Source organism: Vibrio gallicus (assembly GCF_024346875.1).
Classification (GTDB): domain Bacteria; phylum Pseudomonadota; class Gammaproteobacteria; order Enterobacterales; family Vibrionaceae; genus Vibrio; species Vibrio gallicus.
Window position 1 is genome coordinate 893207 of sequence record NZ_AP024872.1, and the last position, 22759, is coordinate 915965.

Annotated in this window: 22 protein-coding genes; 11 read left to right on the top strand and 11 right to left on the bottom strand. The window is 43.7% G+C overall.

Translation table 11 applies throughout. The features are described 5' to 3' along the window. The first annotated feature begins 154 nt into the window (after positions 1–154). Both OCU28_RS15745 and OCU28_RS15750 read left to right on the top strand, forming a co-directional pair. Positions 155–1018, top strand: a complete 864-nt coding sequence (locus OCU28_RS15745) for an SDR family oxidoreductase (RefSeq protein WP_261817832.1) — start codon at positions 155–157, stop codon at positions 1016–1018. Positions 1019–1088: 70 nt separating this feature from the next. Next, positions 1089–1850, top strand: coding sequence for an RluA family pseudouridine synthase (locus OCU28_RS15750; protein WP_261817833.1), 762 nt, complete (start codon positions 1089–1091; stop codon positions 1848–1850). 143 nt (positions 1851–1993) lie between these two features. On the opposite strand, the gene OCU28_RS15755 is transcribed toward OCU28_RS15750, so the two are convergent. From OCU28_RS15755 to OCU28_RS15765, 3 genes are all read right to left on the bottom strand, one after another. Then, positions 1994–3502 (bottom strand): lytic polysaccharide monooxygenase, encoded by a 1509-nt coding sequence (locus OCU28_RS15755; protein WP_261817834.1) that lies wholly within the window; start codon positions 3500–3502, stop codon positions 1994–1996. Between the two features lie 175 nt (positions 3503–3677). Continuing rightward, positions 3678–4118: a hypothetical protein gene (locus OCU28_RS15760; protein WP_261817835.1), complete on the bottom strand. Its 441-nt coding sequence runs from the start codon at positions 4116–4118 to the stop codon at positions 3678–3680. A gap of 321 nt (positions 4119–4439) precedes the next feature. Beyond that, positions 4440–5564, bottom strand: coding sequence for an acyl-CoA desaturase (locus OCU28_RS15765; protein WP_261817836.1), 1125 nt, complete (start codon positions 5562–5564; stop codon positions 4440–4442). Between the two features lie 313 nt (positions 5565–5877). Here OCU28_RS15765 and OCU28_RS15770 point away from each other — a divergent pair, with 313 nt between their 5' ends. Then, positions 5878–6864 (top strand): zinc-dependent alcohol dehydrogenase family protein, encoded by a 987-nt coding sequence (locus OCU28_RS15770; RefSeq protein ID WP_261817837.1) that lies wholly within the window; start codon positions 5878–5880, stop codon positions 6862–6864. Between the two features lie 98 nt (positions 6865–6962). Here OCU28_RS15770 and OCU28_RS15775 read toward each other — a convergent pair whose 3' ends face one another. Both OCU28_RS15775 and OCU28_RS15780 read right to left on the bottom strand, forming a co-directional pair. Then, positions 6963–7322 carry a hypothetical protein gene (locus tag OCU28_RS15775; RefSeq protein ID WP_261817838.1) on the bottom strand — a complete coding sequence of 120 codons (360 nt, stop codon included), beginning with the start codon at positions 7320–7322 and terminating at the stop codon, positions 6963–6965. Between the two features lie 21 nt (positions 7323–7343). After that, positions 7344–7817 (bottom strand): DUF4442 domain-containing protein, encoded by a 474-nt coding sequence (locus OCU28_RS15780; RefSeq protein ID WP_261818295.1) that lies wholly within the window; start codon positions 7815–7817, stop codon positions 7344–7346. Between the two features lie 286 nt (positions 7818–8103). On the opposite strand from OCU28_RS15780, the gene OCU28_RS15785 reads away from it, so the two are divergent. The 4 genes from OCU28_RS15785 to OCU28_RS15800 are packed head-to-tail and all read left to right on the top strand — an operon-like array spanning position 8104 to position 12598. Beyond that, entirely contained in the window at positions 8104–8409 is a 306-nt protein-coding gene (locus OCU28_RS15785; RefSeq protein WP_261818296.1) for a c-type cytochrome, read from the top strand. A 12-nt stretch (positions 8410–8421) separates the two neighbouring features. Beyond that, the gene (ccoN, locus tag OCU28_RS15790; protein ID WP_261818297.1) at positions 8422–9837 is read left to right on the top strand and encodes a cytochrome-c oxidase, cbb3-type subunit I; all 1416 of its coding nucleotides are present in this window, start codon (positions 8422–8424) and stop codon (positions 9835–9837) included. Beyond that, positions 9831–10442 (top strand): cbb3-type cytochrome c oxidase subunit II, encoded by a 612-nt coding sequence (locus OCU28_RS15795; protein WP_261818298.1) that lies wholly within the window; start codon positions 9831–9833, stop codon positions 10440–10442. Before ccoN ends, OCU28_RS15795 begins: the two co-directional genes overlap by 7 nt. Further along, the gene (locus OCU28_RS15800; RefSeq protein WP_261817839.1) at positions 10442–12598 is read left to right on the top strand and encodes a c-type cytochrome; all 2157 of its coding nucleotides are present in this window, start codon (positions 10442–10444) and stop codon (positions 12596–12598) included. Before OCU28_RS15795 ends, OCU28_RS15800 begins: the two co-directional genes overlap by 1 nt. Positions 12599–12778: 180 nt before the next feature. On the opposite strand, the gene OCU28_RS15805 is transcribed toward OCU28_RS15800, so the two are convergent. The 3 genes from OCU28_RS15805 to OCU28_RS15815 all read right to left on the bottom strand — a co-directional run bounded on the left by OCU28_RS15805 (position 12779) and on the right by OCU28_RS15815 (position 14715). Then, positions 12779–13501 carry a DUF4344 domain-containing metallopeptidase gene (locus OCU28_RS15805; protein WP_261817840.1) on the bottom strand — a complete coding sequence of 241 codons (723 nt, stop codon included), beginning with the start codon at positions 13499–13501 and terminating at the stop codon, positions 12779–12781. Between the two features lie 31 nt (positions 13502–13532). After that, positions 13533–13721, bottom strand: coding sequence for a hypothetical protein (locus OCU28_RS15810; protein ID WP_261817841.1), 189 nt, complete (start codon positions 13719–13721; stop codon positions 13533–13535). 109 nt (positions 13722–13830) lie between these two features. Then, positions 13831–14715 (bottom strand): LysR substrate-binding domain-containing protein, encoded by an 885-nt coding sequence (locus tag OCU28_RS15815; RefSeq protein WP_261817842.1) that lies wholly within the window; start codon positions 14713–14715, stop codon positions 13831–13833. Between the two features lie 153 nt (positions 14716–14868). On the opposite strand from OCU28_RS15815, the gene hisC reads away from it, so the two are divergent. The 4 genes from hisC to OCU28_RS15835 all read left to right on the top strand — a co-directional run bounded on the left by hisC (position 14869) and on the right by OCU28_RS15835 (position 17998). After that, a complete protein-coding gene (gene hisC, locus OCU28_RS15820) occupies positions 14869–15945 on the top strand; it encodes a histidinol-phosphate transaminase (RefSeq protein WP_261817843.1) in 1077 nt (358 codons plus the stop codon). A gap of 11 nt (positions 15946–15956) precedes the next feature. Then, positions 15957–16730, top strand: a complete 774-nt coding sequence (locus OCU28_RS15825) for an ABC transporter substrate-binding protein (RefSeq protein ID WP_261817844.1) — start codon at positions 15957–15959, stop codon at positions 16728–16730. A gap of 156 nt (positions 16731–16886) precedes the next feature. Continuing rightward, on the top strand, positions 16887–17366 hold the full coding sequence (locus OCU28_RS15830) for an ASCH domain-containing protein (protein WP_261817845.1): 480 nt from the start codon (positions 16887–16889) through the stop codon (positions 17364–17366). Further along, a complete protein-coding gene (locus OCU28_RS15835) occupies positions 17363–17998 on the top strand; it encodes an HD domain-containing protein (protein ID WP_261817846.1) in 636 nt (211 codons plus the stop codon). The genes OCU28_RS15830 and OCU28_RS15835 overlap by 4 nt, the downstream gene beginning before the upstream one ends. Here OCU28_RS15835 and OCU28_RS15840 read toward each other — a convergent pair whose 3' ends face one another. The 3 genes from OCU28_RS15840 to lldD form a co-directional block, all read right to left on the bottom strand. Then, the gene (locus OCU28_RS15840; protein ID WP_261817847.1) at positions 17999–18598 is read right to left on the bottom strand and encodes a class I SAM-dependent methyltransferase; all 600 of its coding nucleotides are present in this window, start codon (positions 18596–18598) and stop codon (positions 17999–18001) included. Between the two features lie 69 nt (positions 18599–18667). Further along, complete coding sequence (locus OCU28_RS15845) at positions 18668–21484, bottom strand: FAD-binding and (Fe-S)-binding domain-containing protein (protein WP_261817848.1); 2817 nt, start codon at positions 21482–21484, stop codon at positions 18668–18670. A 71-nt stretch (positions 21485–21555) separates the two neighbouring features. Further along, on the bottom strand, positions 21556–22722 hold the full coding sequence (gene lldD / locus OCU28_RS15850; protein WP_261817849.1) for an FMN-dependent L-lactate dehydrogenase LldD: 1167 nt from the start codon (positions 22720–22722) through the stop codon (positions 21556–21558). Between the last annotated feature and the right edge of the window lie 37 nt (positions 22723–22759).

Consider the following 22759-nt stretch of genomic DNA (forward strand, 5'->3'; position numbering starts at 1 on the left):
TCTAAACCCTAACAATCCCATATGTGGGATAGTAAAGTGCATTTTAACCCTCTAATCAATGTTTTTGATATTTACTATAGTACCCCCATACAACACAGCGCACTCCATTTACGCTGTAGATTATGATTAGATTAATGAGATAACGAAGGGGTTAATGATGGAAATTCTAGTATTAGGTGCGACAGGCAATACGGGTTCAGAGGTTGTACGTCAACTTAAACAGCAACAGGTTGATTTCGGTATTATGGCTCGCAACGCAGATGCGGCAACAACACTCGACGTTGCTCCAAGTCAGGTTCGTGTAAGCAGCTACGACAATGTTGATACCATGACAGAAGCGATGCGCGGCATTAAAAAGATATACGTTGCAATGCCTGCCCATCCTAATAATCAAAAATGGATAGAAAATATTGTGGCCGCGGCTAAAAATGCCAATGTCGAACTGATTGTGAAGCTTTCAGGTATGGGGGCTAAATCCGATGCGGGATCCGAGATTATACGCACCCATGTAATAACAGATGATATCGTTAAGGCCTCAGGTATTAGCTATACCATAGTGCAACCAAACTCCTTCTTCCAGAATCTTTATGCCAGTCTTGGCACAATCAATGCGATGGGGCAGTTTTTCTTACCGCTGGCACAAGCAAAACAGAGTGTCATTGATATTCGTGATGTAGCAACAGTGGTGGTTTCGGTATTAACCAAGCCTGATCATCAAAACAAAACTTACTTAATTTCGGGTCCTGAAGCACTGACTTTTACCGAGCAAGCTGAAATATTAAGCGAGCTATCTGGAAAACAGATCGATTATATCGCTATACCTCAACAAGCGGCAGAGTCGGCTATGAAAGAAGCGGGAATGGATTACTGGAGTGCTGAGAAACTAGCGGAGATCATGGCATGGTTTGCCAAGGGTGATTATGCTGACGTTACTACGACAGTAGAAAAGGTAACCGGAAACAAGCCGAGAACCTTCCGCGCTTTTGCTAAAGAATTTGTATCACTAATAGAGAAGTAATCACAACTAACAGAGGGGAGCATATCTGCCCTTTGTTTATAGATGATTCTATCCCAACAAGGACCCATGAATGCCTCATCCTAACCCTTCCAATCAAGAGATTATTGATAATTTTGTCGCACCTAAGTGCCTAGGAAGAGTTGAGATCCTTTATCAAGATGATGACATTTTATTGATCGATAAACCCAGTGGCTTATTAAGCTTGTCAGGTAAGAACCCTCTTAATTGGGATTCAGTGCACTATCGTTTAGTGCACGGCCAAGAAGCGACCCAGATTGAGCAAGCAACTCCGGCTTTTGTAAACGCTAAATTACCACATCGGCTAGATCTTGGCACATCTGGCATTATGGTCGTAGGGCTTAACCATGAGGCATCGAAGAGTCTTAATCAGCAGTTTCAGGCGCGGTCAGTACAAAAGCGGTATGTAGCCATGCTTACTGGGTGGGTTGAATCTGACACAGGTCAAATCTCGGCGCCTATTGCTAAAGATAAGGCGTTGTTTCCACGAGTAAAAATTTGCCACAATAGCGGAAAAAGTGCCATTAGCGATTATCAAGTAATCCGTCGATTGAATAACCCACCTCGTACTTTAGTGCAGTACACCCCTATTACCGGTCGTACCCACCAATTACGTATTCATAGCCTTGAATTTGGCCATCCTATTATTGGCTGTGACCTTTATAACCTTTCACCGCCAACCAACAATCTTGACCAACAAGCAAGTATCTCATTGCCGAGATTAATGCTCCACGCTAGTGATATTTACTTCACCCACCCAACTACCGGGGCGCGCATTCATGGTAAAAGCCCCTATACTGATACATTCAAGTAACAGGGATGGATGTGTATAATAGTAACCTACTTTGGCTTTTGGTCTTAAAATCACCACCGGATAATTCATATCATCTATAAACAAAAGCGGCCTAGCTGCAAGACTAGACCGCTCAAATCAACAGTCGCAAGTGTAGTTAGAGCTTAACGCCAAACACCCCATTCGCCGGTTGTACCTGGTTCATCATTTTCACCTTGAGTCCACCAATGAGCCGTCCACACCTTACCATTGTGGGTAACCTTATCCCCTTCGTAGTAAACAACCGTGGCATCCCACGCACTTATTTCAGGTGTTTCAGGTGTTTCAGGTGTTTCAGGAATATCGGCAGCCGCAGCCAAGATGTCAAAGCTATAGATAGCACTATCTGAGCCTGAACTATCAGACACCAACAACTTAAAGGTTACTTGATGATGTTGCGTGTTATCGACTGAATCGGTTTTTATTAACAATTCATTTTGGCTACCAATCTCAGTGCTAAGTAACGGGCCAGATAACTGCTCCCATGTAACGCTGTCAAAACTTCCTTGAGTATTATTTGGATGCAGTACTACCAACTGACCAAACTCTACTTGTGCGCTCAATAATTCTGTCAGTATTTGCGGCGTAATGATGGCCTCTAGATCAGAATCCTGCGCCTCTACAATCGAAAACAAACCCGAGGCGCGATCATCTTTTGAATTGAAGTAGTTCGCTTGCAGGTTGTCTCTAAAGTACATGTAGTGATCCATCGCATCATGCCACGCCCCAATAAACACATTACCTGAATGGAAGCTTTGGTAATAACCACTCACTTGAGAGGCTAACAAGCGATCCCAATCGTTTTGATTGTCTTGGGTAATTTTTAAGGTAAAGGTATTGTGGATTTCACCGTGTTTATTGAATACTTCATATTTAACCTCATCACCAACCTGCGCTGATTCTAGAGTAACCCCAGCTGGCACAAAATTAGCGCCCTGATGTAGATAAGCTCCTTCGGTATCTGCTGGCGGTTGCTCAACTGGTGGCTGCTGCGCTGAGCCTGTAATAGTGATATCACTGCAGTTGTAGAAACCTTCACCTACAGCATCAATACGCTGCCAACGAGTAAATAATACCGCATCACCACTTCTATCTGCTGGAATGGTTACATTCATTCGATATTTGCTGTGCGCATCAATCGCGATATTGCCATATTCTTGGAGCAACTCAAGGTCATCCCATGCCAGTGGTTTAGCTACATCAACACCAGGCTTAGTAATGAATATTTCCCAGTAAGATGGGTTATGCGGAGCTGTTGCATTAAAAATCAGCTCAAAAGTGCCTGGAGAAATTTCAGTACGAGTCCATGCAGAGTGTTCTACGCCAAGTCCTTTTTTCTGTAAATCATTGGCATAGCACAAAGTGCCATTTGGGATCATTTGTCGAACGACGGCCTGGTTGGTGTAATCTGGGATATTAATTGCCACTTCATTACGCTGGACAAAGGGGTAACTCCCAGACTCATCATACGCAGCTTTACAGGCTGCATTGGGAATATTACCCGTCCAAATTCCACCTTGCTCATAACAAATTGATTGTCTAGCTTCAGGAAACTCAGTCCAACCATGAGAAAAAGCTGTGGGTGTATAAGCAAACGCCATCGCGATTAGTAAAGGGGAATGATTTTTTTTCATTATTATCAACACTATGAGTAAGTTTGGCGCTGATTCTAATGGATTTAATGAACACATTTATCACAAAAATGAAACAAGGTGTTTCCATTTGGCTGGGCTATAACAACCGAGATTCCAGATGAAAAAAAACGAACCCAATGGTTCGCTCTTAACACATAAAGAGTGATGGATAAGTTTAGAAATTAAACCCAAGTTTAAAACCAAGCATGCTCATATCAGTATGTTCAATTACGGTATAGTAGTAGCCGCCACCAAAGGTAAAACAGCTCACATTCGCCATCACATCAATACCGCCAACTGGATTGGTATGGTTTATTTTATTGATCTTGGTCTTAGCGAGCCCAAATGTCGGGGCAACAAACAACCAATCAGTAATATTATAGGTTGCACCAACTGATACGATATGTCCGTCTAAATCACCACTATAAGCATCATAACCAACCTTAAAACCAAACCCATTATTAATATCTGTCGCATAGAATGAACCACCCGCGGCACTCGCATCATCAACGGTAGAGCTGCTTATATGGGTAGAATTATAAGTAAGGTGCTTGGCATCCTTGGCAAAGGCGTGTCCAGTTATCAGGATCAAAACTAAAGGGATGAGCTTCTTCATTGGCTTATTACTTCTAAAATACGGGTCTAACCACGATGTTGCCTAGCATCAATTAACAACGCCCAACACCTGCTAAAAAATATTCAAGTGCTTTAATAGCATTAGATTCAAGCTTTGACTTGATTGGATCTTTTGATTCTAAATTTGGCAATAATCAACAAGTGGCATGAGCTAATAATCCGCTGCATATTACCCCCTAAATTAAAGACATAAACCGCATAACGATTAGCTGAACCCACCTCAACAAAACGGGACACACACCAAATTTATGGTGTGTGTCCCGTTTTTATTTCACTATTTTATGAGTACTGTTTAATAAAGTTAGGCGTAGCGCTTTATGTCACTCATCCACATCTGTTGCTGATATTTAAACTGCTCTTTGAGCCTATGATGACGGTGCTTTAGTAGCTCCAATTCATGGCTTTTCAATATCTGCTGCTTCTTGCTTTGCAACAACTGCATTTTACTATCGTAATAGTCATGCATACTCTCGATCAGAGATTCAAAGTCCTGTTCTAATTTATGAGCAAGGCTTGGGTTTACATCCATTGTATGTAGTTTCTGATGGGCATTTTGCAGCAGCATAGTGGCGCGCGCTTTCTCTATTTTAAATTGAGGAGTTACACGCAGCTTTTCAGTTAACCCAATCCAAGAGCACCCCTTAATCAGCCACTTTGTTGGGTCGTAATGCCACCAATCAATACCATTGCGATAATCGTTCTCAAACAGATGATGGAAATTATGGTAGCCCTCTCCAAAGGTAAGGAATGCCAATGCGCCATTATCCCGAGCTGAATTTTTGTTAGTAAAGGTTTGTTTACCCCAGATATGAGCTAAGGAATTAATAAAGAATGTGGTGTGATGGCTCAAGAATAATCGCAACGCGCCAACGACTAAAAACATTCCCACGATGTCGCTATAGATAATCCCTAGCAAGATAGGAAAGCCAAAGTTTGTCGCTATAGCCAGCGCCGCGTAGTATTTATGCTGCCACTGGACAATCTTATCCTTTTTTAAATCACGACAATTTTTATAATCGAAATAGGTCTCATGATTGTAATCACGCAACATCCACCCCATGTGCGAATACCAAAAACCGCGTGAGGCTGAATATGGGTCTTTACTATCATGGTCTACATGCTTATGGTGATCTCTATGGTCTGACGACCAATGTAATGCACTATTTTGCAAAGAAAACGCACCGCCTATTGCAAAGATCACCCTAAGGATTGAGCTCGCTTGATAGGTTTTATGACTCCATAGCCGATGGTAGCCTGCGGTTATCGACAAATTAGTAAAGCTAAACGCTATCAACAACCATATTAGATGCTCCCAGCCTAGCCCATGGCTAACTGCGTATAGCGGTGTTGCTACGAGCGCTAATAGCAAGCTCGAAGTAAATATAAAAATATTAAACCACAATAGTGGTGGACGTTTTGCACTCACAATAACTCCATAATCAACATTTCAGCTTACATGTGTTCGCCAGAATATCAGTTTCATATGACAATACAAATATCCTGATCACAATCCCGTGACCTCACCTCATAAAAAAGCCTAAATATTCAGCAATAAATCTACCCAACATAGCCCTAGCGCCCCCTTAACATTTAAGGACACACACCTTATATAGGCATTTGGAAAGGCTAAGTGGTGTGTGTCCTAAATTGAAACGAAATATTTAGAGTCCAATTTGTCAGTATGCGGTTCCGCTCCTACAGTTAATGTGCTGTTTAGTATTCAATAGGAATTAGGCATTATGAAAGCGATGGTTGTGAATAAGTTTGGTGGCAGTGATGCCTTTGTATTAGATGATATCCCCAAGCCAGAGGTAACGGCAGGTAATGTGTTGGTTAAGATCTCCGCTACCAGCGTAAATACTGTTGATATGATGATTCGACAGATGGGACCCGAACTTCCATTTTCCCCTGCATCACCCGCTATATTGGGCATGGATTTTGCTGGAGTTGTTGAAGCTGTTGGTAATGATGTAGATGGATACGATGTGGGGGATGAGGTATATGGTTGCGCCGGAGGACTGGGCGATCTCCCCGGTGCGCTGGCTGAATATATGCTTGCAGATGCGCGCCTGATATACCACAAACCTAAAAATCTTTCGATGCAACAAGCGGCTGCAATTCCGTTGGTCGGTATTACTGCTTATGAAGGTCTAAATAGAGCAGGCCTCAAACCAGGACATCAGGTATTAGTGCATGGTGGAGCGGGTGGCGTAGGGCATATAGCCATCCAACTTGCCAAACATTTTGGAGCGGATGTTTATGCCACAGGAAGCTCAGATAAACAGATTGAGCTGATGGAAAAACTAGGTGCGACCGGTATCAACTACAATACCGAAAGCGTGGCTGATTACGTTACAAAGTACACTAGTGGTGAAGGGTTTGATGTCGTTTTTGACTCTGTAGGTGGTGAAAACCTACCAAACTCGATTGAAGCAACCAAACTCAACGGGCAAATAGCAGCGACGGTTTCTTTCCTTGAACTTGACCTCTCCATGGTTCATTTTAAGGGGCTTTCCTTACACATCGTATTTATGCTCATTCCGATGATTTACAATGTAAATCGGCAACAGCATGGTGATATTCTAAAGGCGATGACTCTCATTGCTGAAGAAGGCGGCCTGACACCAATTGTTGATCCACAACAGTTTCCACTAGAAGAGGTAGGTAAAGCGCATGATCACCTAGCCAGTCGCACCGCCATTGGTAAAGTTATCGTAAACATCTAATAAATCGACAGATTAAGAGCAAGAGCCTTTAAATTAGTCATAAGCGTTATAATTATCACAGCGTTATCCCGATAATTATAACGCGACAAGGTTTCGTGCTAAAACTTATAGGTCAGAGGACAGATTTCTGTACTCCCTATATTAAGAATATAGCTCTCACCTAATACATCGTAATAACAGAGCTTATTAAAGCCCTCAATTTTTTCTCGTTTAAAGAAACCCGTTTTTTGAGCTTCTGGGGCCGCAGGTTGTAGCTTAGGCGTGAGCTCAAACTCATGCGTAAGAGGGCATATATCGGTCGATTTCAAATTCAGCGCATGGGTATCCCCTAACACATCATAAAAACACACCTTAGAAAACCCTTGGCTACTTTCTGAATCCAAAAAACCAGTCGTCGCCTGACTTGGTAAACTGAAAGCCCCTAACACAAGCAGCAGTGCCAATCGAATTTTATGCATAAATTCTCCTTTGCACCGAGTTTACTTAGCCTTGAGTGATAAGGTCAACTTGAATTCTGCAACGGGAGCATCACCTTCTAACTTGGGACAGGTCGCAACTATAGTTACATCTCTATTTACTCGCTGACCAGTTGATATGGTTTCATTTAGCATGTCATCAATGCTGGCACCTTCAGTACATATAAAGTGCACATCACTTTGAGGCCTTTTGATAAAATCAGCTTTAATGCCCTTAAATGCTAACGATATTGGCTGGCCTTGATTTTGAGCCTTCATCGCGGCCAAAAACCCACCCGCAACATCGGCCCCTGCCACTAACGCTCCTATATACATACTATCTAAGTGGTTTTTGGTGCGCCTTCTAAGGGGAACCTTAACCTCGACCATATCATCGTCTATACGAATGATTTTAGGTCGACACAACCACAGCATAGGCACCTTGTTAAAGCTAAATAGCTTAAGATAGAGATTGGCCTTTTGTCTTACTGATAACATGGCACCCATAACACCCCTTAACTTGAAAACTTATGGATAACTGACAGTTATGCTTAGCTCTGCACAGCGCTAAAAAAGTATTTAATTCAATAATTAAGATAGACCATCTAGTCAAAAAGAGCCCAAAGCGTTCAAATTGCGGTATTTGATTATTTTTAAGTAACATCCGCAACACGATATACAGCAATCCTTTATATATTAACTATACTTTTTGCTATTCCCTGCCTGTAATCCGATTACAGGAGTAGCTTAAAAAGGATTTAATATGAAGCTAGTTTGGACTTTGATGGCGGCATTAAGCTTTACCGCCACAGCAGATGCAGCCAAAGATGAACAGTTCGAAATTGGTAAAGCAAAAGCAAAGGTATGTATGACCTGCCACGGTAAAGATGGCATTTCAACTCTCGATCCCTACCCCAATCTTCGGGGACAAAAAATGGGATACCTCATCTCCTCGCTTAAAGACTACAAAGCGCGTGAACGAACCAGTGGATTAGCTATCTTGATGCAGCAACAGGTTGATACGCTCTCTGAGCAGGACATCCGAGATATTTCATACTTTTACTCACAACTCGGCAGTGACGCTAAGTAATCAGGGGACATGATGGATACAACAACTCCCGACTACAGCACTAAGGTCGTTAAATACTTTGTGGTGGCATCTGTCACTTGGGCATTTATTGGGATGTTAATCGGTGTGATCCTTGCCGCTCAACTCTATTGGCCCATCCTAAATTTTAATTCTGAATATTTTCAATTTGGCCGATTGCGTCCGCTACATACCTCCGGGGTTATTTACGGCTTCGTGGTCAATATATTGATGGGTGCCTCTCTCTATATCGCACAAAAAACAGGGCACTGCGAACTCTTCAACAAGAGCCTCGCATGGATGGTATTTTGGGGATGGCAGTTGGTATTATTACTGGCAGTACTGACCTTACCTCTCGGTTATACCACCTCAAAAGAGTATGCTGAACTAGAGTGGCCTATCGACCTACTAATCGTACTGGTGTGGGTGCTTTATGCCATTCTATTCTTTGGCACCATAGCCAAAAGAAAGATCAATCATATCTTTGTTGCCAACTGGTTTTTTGCCGCTTTCATTATAGTTATCGCATTGATATTTATTGTAAATAACCTAGCAATGCCTGCCTCACTTACCAAATCGTATTCGGTGTTTGCCGGCGCACAAGATGCCATAGTTCAATGGTGGTGGGGACACAACGCTGTAGGCTTCTTATTGACTGCAGGTGTCATAGGTATGAACTACTACTTTATTCCCAAGGTAGCAGAGCGTCCCATCTATTCTTATCGTTTATCCGTTATTCACTTCTGGGGTCTAGTCGGTTTTTATACTTGGGCTGGAACTCACCACTTAGTGTACTCATCTGTACCCGTTTGGTTGCAAAACATTGGTATTGTGATGTCCTTGATTCTTTGGCTACCATCTTGGGCTGGGGCATTTAATAGTGGTATGACACTCTGGCAGAACAAAGAAAAAATGAAGAACGATTACATAATGCTGTTCTTCTTCTCTGCGGTACTCTATTACTGCTTAGCAACGTTTGAAGGTCCACTATTAGCAATTCGCTGGTTTAACATGGTCGCCCACAACAGTGAATGGATAATTGGGCATGTACACTCCGCCGCATTAGGTTGGGTTGGGATGTCCGGTATTGCGGTATTTTATTACTTTATACCTCGCCTATGGGGTAAAGAGCAGCTCTGGTCAAATCGCCTAATCAAATGGCACTTCTGGCTAGCCCATGCAGGGGTTGCAATTTACGCCATAGCCCTTTGGGTAGCGGGTATTGGTGAAGGGTATATGTGGTTAGCTCAACAAGAAAACGGTGAGCTTATCTACAGTTTCGTGGAAGCTATGGACTTCAAAGCACCTTGGCTATTTCTTCGATTCTTTGGCGGTTCACTGTTTGTTATTGGCCTGGTTCTTATGATCTATAACCTCTATCGCACAGTGAATATGCCCAGACCTATCCTTGCTCGGGGGATAAAATCATGAATAAAGACTTCACTCAATCAGTGGTGATTTTGATCATCACCACTATAGTCGTTGCCTCATTTTCCATCATAGTGCTATTGGTTCCAAACCTAGTGCGTGGCGACGATATCGCCAAAGGCAGCCTAGCTAAACCCTTAACCGCAGTGCAGGTCGCTGGGCGAGATATCTATATTAGTGAGGGGTGCCATGTTTGTCACACCCAGATGGTGCGCCCTCTTGAACCGGAAACCAAACGCAATGGCAGGCCCAATCAAGAGTCGGATGATATCTACGAATTCCCAAATTTATGGGGCTCAAAGCGAACAGGACCAGACTTAACCAATCTAGGTCGCAAATACTCTGACCAATGGCATGTACTGCACTTGGTTGATCCTCGAGCTGTGGTTCCGACCTCTATAATGCCCGCTTATCCGTGGTTATTTGAACAAAAGCTCTCCGGTGACGATATCACCAACAAGATGGAGACATTGCGTATTCTTGGCGTGCCATATACCGATGAAGACATCGCGAATGCAAGACTTCAGGTAAGAGGAAAAACCAAGGGTGAAGCACTAATTCACTACCTGCAAAGCCTAGGGATTGATACCGCAGCGGAGGCCATGTAATGAGTAACTTTTGGAATTTATGGACCATCCTAAGCATCATCTCATTTTCTATCGTGATGATAATTGTTGTGGTCTATTACTGGAGAAAAAACCACACCGCCGACGCTGACAAAACCTTAGATACCTTTGATGGCGTGGCTGAAAACGATGCACCAGCACCTAAACTATTGTTTATCGCCTACGCAATAGCCTTAGTAATAGCCGTTGGTTACCTTATTTTATACCCGGGAATGGGAAACTGGCACGGCTTAGTAGATTGGGAGCAGAGTGAGGATAAACTCAGTACTCCTACTACCAATTTAGACCAACAGTTTGCGCAACTATCTGACGTATCATTAGCCTCACTAGCGACCAATGATGCCATTACCAATAGCGGAGCAATGTTATTTAAAACTCATTGCGCCGCTTGTCACCGAGACAACGCTCAAGGACAAAAGCATTTTCCAAACCTTATCGATAATGACTGGATGTACGGGGGCAGCGATCAGGCAATCCTGCATTCTATCGAGAAGGGGCGCAACGGTGCCATGGCGGGTTATTTAGAGATACTCACTGAAGATGAAATCGCCAAAGTATCTTACTACTTAGCCTCACTCAATCAACGTCATACCGATGTCCCCCCCGTCAAGGTAGAGTTGGGTAAACAAACCTTTATGCAGTATTGTTCTGCTTGCCATGGCGATGGCTCTCATTCAAACCAAGATATGGGCGTTCCCGTATTATCCGATGACACCTGGCTACATGGCGGCAGTATCGAAGAGATCCAACATACCATTCTCTATGGCCTCAATAACGTCATGCCTGCATTTGAAAAGCAGTTATCTCGCAACGAGATTCTAGCTATCGGTGCCATGCTAACCAAGGCGCGCCTTGACTATGATGACAAGCTTGCAAAATTAGACCAAAGTGCTGTTACTCGTGGAGAGTACCTAGCGCATGCAGGTGATTGTGTTGCCTGTCACAGCGCCGAAGGGGGCGAACCCTTTGCTGGCGGACTGCCTTTTGTGACACCATTTGGTACCGTCTATTCTACCAACATCACTCCTCATAGCAGTGAGGGTATTGGTGAATATGACTTTGATGACTTTAAAGCGGCACTGGTCGATGGCAAAGGGCGCCATGGATACTTGTATCCGGCAATGCCTTATACCTCATATCAACACGTCTCAGAACAAGACATGCGCGATATGTGGGAGTACCTACAATCTATCACTGCGGTTCCTCGCCGCAATGACGACAACAGTATGATATTCCCATCCAATATCCGCCTTGGCTTGTTGGGATGGAATGTTGTATTCATGGATACCGCCCCGCTCTCTTATGAGGTACCAGCTGAATTGGGTGATACCGTTGAAGATATTGAAAAGTGGCAACAAGGAAAATACTGGGTAGCCGGTCTTGGTCACTGCTCTGAGTGCCACTCCCCGAGAAACCTCGCCCAAGCGATTATTAGCGACCGTATCTTCCAAGGCAATATCATTGATGGTTGGAATGCTCCAGATATTACCGCCAATGAATTATACGTAGATGGATGGGACTTAGACTCTCTTACTGACTTCCTGCACACAGGGCATTCAGACAAAGGCACCGCGTTTGCAGGTATGGCCGATGTAATTAAGAACAGTCTCAGTCTAATGACTCGAGAAGACGTTGAAAGTATGTCTTATTATCTACTCAAAGGTGATGTAAATAACAGCATCGCAACGGATTCGGTGGTGTTAAAACCAAAAGGCTTTAGCCAAGGCGCTTACAAAACCGAGATTTATAAAACCTATGCTCAAACCTGTGGTGCTTGTCATGGAGATGATGGTAAAGGACGCGAGCCTATCGCCCCTGCGCTATTAAACAATGGCATCATAATGCATCGCGACCCATTCAATACTATTGCAGTGGCGGTACGTGGTCTTCAGCCAACCTATCTGGTTGAAGATAAAAACTTCATGCCGATGGCAAGCTTTGAAGATGTACTGTCGGATCAACAGCTAGCCGATCTTATCACCTTTGTTCGTTATCATTTAGGCGCACGAGATATTCCAGTAACCACTGAGGATGTAAAAGACGTACGTGAAACACTAGAAAAAGCCGGCTATGCCGGTGGTGTGCACACCACACCAGATATGTACGACCAACGTGATAGGAATATTAATATCAAGTAGCGGAGTGTATTTTGACAGCTGAGGGGCTGAAACGATGGTAGGATCTAGGTCCTGGGAGCTGGGACCTAGGTTCTGGGTTCTGGATTCTGGATTCTGGATTCTGGATTCTGGATTCTGGAGTGATATGACCGGAACTTTAAGCGTTCGACCATCAATACAGTCCCGTTGAGTCGCACTCTGTTACTGCGCTTTGCCTTTCAGGTATCTGTGCCAGTTATAATTTAGTTGCAAGTAGCTCTCTTCACAGGTTTCTCGTTGCTGGGGAAGGTAATCATCTTCTACTTCATCTAGCAGATCTGCGTTGGCTTGTGGGTCACTACCGTAAATAAGACATAATGTAGAAAAATAGCGTTGTAAATCAAAGCTATGCTCTCCAGCGTATTCGCCTAGTTCATAATACTCTTCGCCATCTTCAGATTCGTAACCAAACATACCTGCGGCATTCAAAGCGGCTTGAGTCCCGTTGTCTAAATACCCAAGCATTATTAAGGTCGCTAGGTTATCTACCGCGTCCTCTTCTTTACCTAGGATGGGGATATCTTGGTCTTCTACCAATGCATGTCCTGCCTCATGCAGCAAAGTATGCAATAAGGTATCTATCACCCCTTGCTCAACGTCTTGTTTGGGGCGGTGCTTGGCAAAATAAAATTGAGTATCAAGAATAAATGTATAAGGGATGAATATAGTATGTGATTCGGGGTCATACAGTGGCCCTTCTTCACCACCATAGACGAGGGTTAAGCGTTGTTTGAATGGAAATAAGCTCTCGATTAAGTCCGTAAATTGTTCATTTACTCCACTTTCAATCACCAGCTGGTAAGCTTTCTGTTCGGTTGTTAGGCGTTTCTGATATTTAAGTTCCAGCACATTATCAGCACAAACTAATGGCGTGAAAAACAACAAACAGCACCCTAATATCCTTAGCATCATTAGATTAGCGGTTCATATATTTTTTAAGTAACAGCATAACTAGTCCCGTCACTACTAATAACAGAATAATAATTAGATTCATTTCACGTTCAAGGCCAAGCTTTTCTAGTAGGGCAATAGCGTAGATCTCTTCTAACAGCAGTAAAGTGATACCCGTAAACACCAACCCAAAACCGGTACTGCGACTATTCATAACTATCTCTATTTAAAGACGTACTATCATGCTAGCAAAGATGTCCATGTTTGCTTAAACCAGTATCGTAATACCGCTTCTAGCTCTCATTTGTATTTGCAAGGAAATGTTACGTGGCGCTCTGCTCTAATAGCCAGTTTATAAATGAGTCAATCGATGTTTCTTGGGCTTGCTCAGGTCTCAATAAGCAATAACTTTGTCCCGATGCAACCGCAGTTTCGAAGGGACGCATTAATCGATTCATATTTAAGTCCTGCTTGGCCAAAGTAATATCTCCAATTGCAATTCCAAATCCTTGCTGTGCGGCATTCATGGCTTGATCGAGTGTCGAAAATGTCTGATTGCGCTTCGCTTTTTGCAAACCGCTATTTCTACTTTTTATCCATAGCTTCCAATCTTGCTGTTCGATATCTGCATGCAACCATGTAAAGCGAGAAAGGTCTGACTCTTGCCAGTCATCATCTAGGGTCACTTTCCACAATTCTGGAGAACATACCGGTGTCAGAAGTTCATCAAACAGCACATATTGGGTTACGGATAACGACTGTGTTGGCTTTCCATATAAGATAACCAAGTCAAATTCATCAAAATTGGGGAGAACTTGATGCTTAATACTGGAAGTTAGCTCCACTTCAATATCCGGGTAGAACTGTTGAAATGACATTAATTTAGGCAGTAGCCAAGAGGTAAGGCAACTCGGTGCATTTAACTTGATTCGATTTGAACGCTCCGCAACCTCTAACATCGCATTTCGCATACGAGTAAGAATATCTTCAACCAAGGGAATAAACTTACTTCCCTGTGGGGTTAAGCTAAGTCCCCTCGCCTGCCGATAGAAAAGAGCAACCCCAACCACATCCTCCAGTGCTTGAATCTGCCGACTAAGCGCGCCTTGCGTCATATTTAACGCCTGCGCTGCATGAGTAAAGTTAAGGTGTTGCGCTGTAGCTAAAAAAGCTTGCAGATTTTTAGTTGTTGGAAGGTGATGCTTCATTAAATTACCAAGGTATGCGTTTTTATCATAGGTAGTATGTAATTATTTCGATTCACTCTCAATAGCTTTTTGACTAAATTATTAAAAAAACACAATAGATATTCACTTTAAGGTCATTAAGATGACTTTGAATGCAAAAAGGACTGCTCAACAATGACATCTTTAGCAGAAAAACTAGCGCCTGAGAGTATAAAAAAATTAATACCGTATCAATCCGCACGTCGTATTGGTGGCTCAGGCCGGCTGTGGCTAAATGCGAATGAGTTAGAGCAAGGTGTTCAATATAATTCAGCTGATAGCGACTACAATCGTTATCCAGATTTTTTGCCCCATGATATTGCCAAGGCTTATCAAGAATATTGCGAGACAGACACTCCAGCGGTAGCGGTACGTGGTGCAGATGAAGCCATTGATTTATTGATTCGCACCTTTTGCAAACCAGGTGAAGACAAGATTTTAATCACCTCTCCAACCTATGCAATGTACGAGTTTTGTGCCGATGCGCTTGCCATTGAAACCCTTGATGCGCCGCTATTGGCACCTGACTTCTCGCTTAACACAGACCAGGTGATTCAATTAGCGTCATCAGCAAGCTTGGTCTTCCTGTGCTCACCAAATAACCCAACCGGTAATCTGCTCAAGCGCGATGATATAATCAAGGTACTTGAAGGCACATCCGATAAGGCTTTGGTCGTTGTCGATGAGGCCTATATTGAGTTTGAATTGCACAGCAACTTAGTGGCACTCATCAAAGACTACCCAAACCTAGTTGTAATTCGAACCCTATCTAAGGCCTTTGGTTTAGCTGCAGTGCGCTGCGGGTTTATCCTGGCCGCGCCCGAAGTAATGCAGTTTGTTCAAAAGCTCATTCCACCTTATCCAATGCCAGATTGCTCAGCAAAAATCGTTCTTGATGCCCTATCTACGCAAGGGATCAAGATCGCGATGGATAATACCCAAGCGCTTATTCACATAAAGCAAACGTTTGTAGACGCTATTAAAGCGCAACCTTGGATAGAAACTATTTACCCATCTTCAACAAACTTTGTACTTATTCGCACCAAGCAGGACGTTAACCTGTTTGATTATTTAAAGAAACATGGGGTCGTGACGCGTAATCAAAGCCATGAAAGCGCTTTACATAACTGTGTAAGAATCACCATCGGCACACAAGCATCTATGCTCGAAGTCGCTGATTTGATCTGCCAATACCCTCAAACATCACTATAAAGGACTTAAACATGAAAAAGATCATTATGGCCCTAGCATTTGCCGCAACCTTAGCTTCAACAGTAGTGAGTGCAAAAGAGGTTCGCTTAGCATCTGACTTTACCTACCCTCCGTTTAACTATAAAAACGCACAGGGTGAACCAACGGGTTTTGATATTGAAATTGCTGCCGCTCTTTGTAAAGAAGCAAAGCTAGAATGTACTTGGGTATCTCAAGGCTGGGATGCACTTATTCCAAGCCTACTCGCTCACAAATCAGACGTTATCATGGCTTCTATGCGTATCACCAAAGAGCGTCAGAAACGCATTCTGTTTACTAATAAATACTATCAAACACCTGCTCGCTTCGTCGCAGCAGCCGATACAAACTTCAGCATGGATAAAGCCGGTCTGAAAGGTAAAGTAATTGGTGTTCAGCAAGGTACTATTCATGATCGCTATGTAACAGATAAGTTTAGTGACGTAGCTGAAATCAAACGCTATGCAGGACAAGATGAAGTCTACCTTGATATGAAAAATGGCCGTCTTGATGCCACGTTTGGCAACGCTGACCAACTTGAACTGGCTTTCCTTGAAAAAGACATTGGTAAAGGATTCACATTTAAAGGTGAAGCGGTTACGGACAAAGCATATATCGGTGAAGGCACAGCCCTTGCGCTACGTAAACAAGATAAAGCACTAGCCGAGAAGTTTAACAAAGCTATTGCCGCTATCCGCGCCAATGGAACCTATGACAAAATTGCGGCCAAATACTTCAACTTTGATATCTACGGCGAAAACCTATAAGCCCTAGAACTATCATTTTCACTATCACGGTCCCTTATCGGTGACCGTGATAGTTACTATTTATCGCTCTAATTTTCTCCAAATACTGCGCTAAATCACGCCTTTGCTTTGTACAATCTATAGAATAAATAACTCATTATGAAAGTGAGTGCACCTATGACTTGTAAGCAGAAGCAGTATCTAGATACCTACCTAAATACCTTAAACAACAATCAAATAGATCCACTCAGCCGCATCAGCTTTGAGCATTTTTGTGCCGATGAATTTAACGCCAATGAGTGCGCAAAACTCATCAACAACCATCAAAAGCGCGCTTCATGTAGCCTAAAGTCAGGCTACGATATTGAAGGTGTTCCCTTACCCAAAGCAGGTGACCTAACCGTAGTATTAGATTGGCAACAGAATCCCGTTTGTATCATACAAATTGAACGAGTCGAAACCTGTGCTTTTAAAGATGTGGGGCAAGAGTTTGCAACCTTGGAAGGTGAAGGAGACAAGACCCTTGAATGGTGGAAGAAAGCGCATCAAAAGTTCTTCGATGATTACGCGCAACAACTTGGAATAACATTCACCCCAGATTCCATTCTGGTACTAGAATATTTCAATAAAATCTTTCCTACAGATAAATCGCTATGAGCAGCTTCGAGCAATATGAATCGCTATTTTTACGCTTTATCAGTGAGCAGATGAAAACCGATAGTGCGCACGATATATCCCATATCAAAAGAGTGGTCAAAACTGCAAAATTATTAGCCAATCAAGAAAAGGCGCAACTGGACATCGTCGTTCCAGCCGCCTATCTACACGACTGTGTCAACCTACCGAAAGACCACCCAGATAGACACCTAGCCTCGCAGCTCGCAGCTGATAAGGCAGTACAATTTCTCATCGAATTAGATTACCCAAGCCACACCCATAAGGCTATCTACCACGCTATTAGTGCACATAGCTATAGCGCCAATATTAGCGCACAAACTATTGAAGCTAAGGTGGTTCAAGATGCCGACAGACTAGACGCGTTGGGCGCCATTGGCATAGCACGCTGCATTCAAGTAAGTACTCAGTTGTCATCCTCCCTCTATCAGGCACAAGACCCTTTCGCAGATAAGCGCGAATTAGATGACAAACGCTATTGTATTGACCACTTTTTTAGCAAGCTATTTAAGCTACCACAAACTATGCAGACAAAATCTGGCCAAAAAGAAGGAACTAAGCGCGCTATATTCATGCGTCAATACCTCAACCAGCTACGCCAAGAAATCGAGTAATTAGATTTTTTCGATAATCAGGTAGGTATGTAATTCAGGGTGTTGATCAAACTCCAAGTGCCGTATTTTACACCTAAGCCCAACAAACAACTGCAAAAATCCATTCAAGCCTAAGCTCGAATACGCGACTTTTGGCCCCATTACATCATTACTGTGTTCGCCACTTTGCTCAGTGCCACCGAAAGAGAAAATAAATACCCCTCCACTAGCTAAGCTATCAACTATCTTAATCAAGGTGGATTTTTGTTGTGATAGTGGAAGGTGCCAAAGGCTATCCCAAGCCGTAATAAAACTGTATTTCCTCGATAGTGGGTACTCACATATATCAGCGTGAATAAACCGAACCTGAGGATGTTTGTTTGACGCAATGTCTATCATTTTGCGAGAAACGTCTATCCCCTCAACCTCAAAGCCCTCTTCGAGTAGTAAATCAACAAAGCGTCCACTACAACCACAGCCAATATCAAGTGCCTGTCCTTTATTCTCAACAAAGCTTAGCGCTCGTTTATGGGCTTCTATCCCATTGTTCATATTGAAGTTATTACTTGTCCAACGCTCAGTTATCTGATCGTAGGCCTTACCGATATCCACTGGGTTCATGACGACTTCCTTGGCATAAAAAAACGCCCAGTTTATATCAACTGGGCGCAGATTGTGTAGCTGAAGATACTAACGGGTAACTTCGTCAACCAAATACAGAATAGACTGATATGGGACCCCACTATGGTGAGAAAGCCCAATCTCACAGGTGCGACTATTACTAAAGCCTCTAGTACAAGAATCGGGAACCTGTTCTTTTAGCGGATGAACCGCGGCGGCGTTAAGCTCAGGCGTAGTAAAGCCTTTATCTCCAGCCCAGCCACAGCACGCGATATGCTCAGGCACAATTACCTCTGATGCGCATGCCTTAGCCAGATCTAGCATCTGCCCTTCAATTCCCATCCGTTTTGAACTGCAGGTTACATGTAGCATTACGGTTTCTTGCTTTTGTTCAATGCTTAAATGAGGCAAGAGATGCTCAAACACCAGTCCTGTTGGTTCAACAATTTTAAGTGGCTTAGAAAATTGCTCTTGGCTCAATTTAGCGCACGGGCTGGTATCCATAAATACCGGGACTGTCCCGTTATCGCTTGCCTGCCATATCGCCTGCTCCAATTGTTGTGACTTTGTCTTAGCAAGGGCGCTCATACCCTTGCTGTCATATGGCATACCACAACAAAGATCGTCCAACCCTTTAGGTATAATTACCTCAAAGCCCGCCTTTTCAGCCAGTGATAACGTGACCTCAGTCAAGCTTCGTTTATCGTCAGTTTGAGCCTGAGCCCCCATAGTTCTAGAGGCGCACGAAGGGACATACACCAATTTTTTATCAGAACTACCTTGAGCTTGCGCTTTATGAGAGTTAGCCGTTGGCAGTTCTGGCAGCCATTGAGGTACCGTATTGCGTGATAGCTTACGTAGCCCATTGCTGGCTTTGCCAAGGTTATTCTCCCCCAGCCCCTTCATCGCTAACTGGTTTACTTTTAAGCCTGCTTTAACAAGCTTGGTGGTGGTATCAAAGTGTTCAGAAGTCCAGCGCGCGATACTTTGATACTTTTGATATTTTGCGGTGCGTAGTGACTTAACAAGATCGCCAGTATTGATCCCGACAGGACAACGATCGGCACACAATCCGGTGGCAGCGCAGGTATCAAGCCCTTGGTATTCAAAGATTTTTTCTAGCTCACTATGCTCAGGGGCTTCTCCCGCGGCACGCCTACGCTGAATTTCACGATATAACACGATACGCTGGCGCGGTGACAGTGACAATGTCCGTGACGGGCATACAGGCTCACAGAACCCACACTCAATGCAGTTATCAACAATCTCATTTGCAGCAGGCATTGGCTTGAGGTTTTCAATATGCGAATGAGGGTTATCGTTAATAATAACGCCTGGATTTAACAGCCCTTGCGGGTCGAATAATTGCTTAATACGTTGCATCAAGCGGTAGCCATCTTTGCCCCATTCAAGTTCAACATATGGAGCCATATTACGCCCAGTGCCATGCTCTGCCTTCAACGAACCTTGATATTTAACCGCAACCAGCTGCGCCACTTCATCCATAAAAGCGCCATAGCGCTCTATCTCGACTTGAGAATCAAACCCTTGAGTAAATACAAAGTGCAAATTACCTTCTAAGGCATGCCCAAAGATGATTGCCTCATTGTATTGGTATTCATCAAATAGAGCTTGAAGGTCGCGCAGGCCGTTTGCCAGTCGCTCCACAGGAAAGGCAACATCTTCAATAATGACCGTAGTGCCTACATCACGCACCGCACCTACCGCAGGAAACATACCCTTGCGGATAGACCACAAGGTATCGGTTGTTTTCTTTTGTGAAGTGAAATCTACAGAGTGAGGAATTGTAAAATCAGATAATACCGACATCACTTGAGCACACTTATCTTCAAGCTCGTGGCTGCAACTTGCATGACACTCAATCAATAGTGCAGTGCTATCAAGACCTAGCGTCTTAATAAACTCAGGCAGACCTGCGTTATTTGCCACAGAACGAAGCGCTCGACCATCCATCAATTCAACGGCTGCCACTGGCAACTTTGATAGCGTGGTAACCGCAAGGCTTGCCTGTTCAATATCACCAAAGACCAATAATGCCGAAGCCTTATGGGCATGCTCAACCACAGTGTTATAGGTGATCTCAGCAATAAATCCCAAGGTACCCTCGGAACCAATCATAAGGTGTTGCAAAATATCAATCGGGTCGCGGTAATCAACCAGAGCATTCAATGAATAACCCGTGGTATTTTTCAGTCGATACTTATGTTCTATCAGCTGTCGTAAATCCTGATTATTCTGCGTTTCCATCCCAAGCTGAGTTAAACCATCTAACAGTTGGGCGTGGGTTTTCTTAAAGCTCTCAATACTCTCATTTGAAGCGGTATCGAGCAGAGTTCCATCCTGAAAGACAATCTTCATACTTTCTAGGGTTCGATATGAATTTTGCGCGGTACCACAACACATACCACTGGCATTATTTGCCGCTATTCCACCCACTTTACACGTATTTATTGATGCTGGATCTGGCCCAATCTTACGTGAAAAAGGGGCTAGGTATTTGTTTGCATCTGCGCCAATAACACCAGGTTGAAGGGTTATCTTGTGGCCATTTTCATGGATATGATGTCCACGCCAATCGTCAGTGAGGGTGATAAGAACGGAATCAGAAACCGCCTGACCAGAAAGGCTTGTACCTGCCGCACGAAAGGTAAACGGCACCTTAAGTTCACGACAACTTTGAATGGCAAAAATAACCTCATCAAGATCTTTTAGCCTAAGTACCACTTGTGGGATCAGGCGATAGAAACTGGCATCGGTACCATATGCAAGGCATTGATCCTGTTGGGTAATAATGCGTTTTTCGTCAATTTTTTGACTAAAGTTCTCAACTAACTTTTGTATATCTTTGGCTTTATTCCGGCTCATACCTCTCCCCTGAGACAGACACCAGCCAAGCCAATAGGGCTTCACTGGTTAATTCTTATTATTAGTTTTCGCTACAGCAACTTGCCGCTAAGCAAGGCTTGGTGCGTGGTTTCTAGCGCATCCCTATTCAACTCTTTGATGCTTTTAGCACCCGTCAGAGTCATAGCAACTCGCATTTCTTTTTCATATAATTCAATAAGTTGCTCAACACCAGCCTGCCCTTTGGCGGCCAAAGCATAGATATATGAGCGACCGATCATGGTGCAATCAGCGCCAAGGGCGAGCATACGCACCACATCCAGTCCTGAACGAATCCCAGAATCCACTAAAATCTTTATATCGCCTTTAACCGCATCGGCAATCGATGGCAAAGCGTTAACACTTGAAGACACACCATCAAGCTGCCTTCCGCCATGATTTGAGACTACGATGCCATCGGCACCAAAACGAACTGCGTCTTTAGCATCTTGCTGGTCGAGGATACCCTTAATAATCATAGGTCCATCCCATAAATCACGGATCCACTCTAGGTCTTTCCATGAAATTGATGGGTCAAAGTTATTGCCCAACCAGCCGATGTAATCTTCAAGGTTGGTAGGCTGTCCACGATAGGTCGAAATATTGCCCAGATCATGTGGCTTCCCCATCAAGCCCACTTGCAACGCCCAATCTGGGTGCATTACCGCCTGCATCACGCGACGAATAGCGGCATTAGGCCCACTCATACCAGAATGCATGTCTCTATAACGAGAGCCTGGGACTGGCATGTCTACCGTGAACACCAAGGTTTTCACCCCAGCGGCTTTTGCACGCTCGAGGACATTTTTCATGAATCCACGATCTTTGAGTACATACAACTGAAACCACATATCGCGGTCAATCTTTGGTGTAACCTCTTCAATAGGACAGACTGAAACCGTAGACATGGTAAACGGAATTCCCTTGTTACTTGCCGCAGTTGCCGCTTGCACCTCACCACGTCGCGCGTACATCCCCGTTAGCCCTACCGGAGCAAGTACTACCGGCAATGCTAGCTTTTCGCCAAACAATTCCGTATCTAAACTAAGGCCTTCCATGTTTCTCAGTATGCGCTGTTTTAACCCCACCTGTTGTAGATCGCTGGTGTTTCTACCTAGTGTGTGTTCAGAGTTTGCTCCACCATCTATGTAGTGAAATAAAAAGGGTGGAAGCTTTGATTTAGCGGCAGCGCGAAAGTCATTTGGAGAAGAAATTATCATAGTCAGCTCGTTGGTATTGAAAGAAAATCAGAGGGCG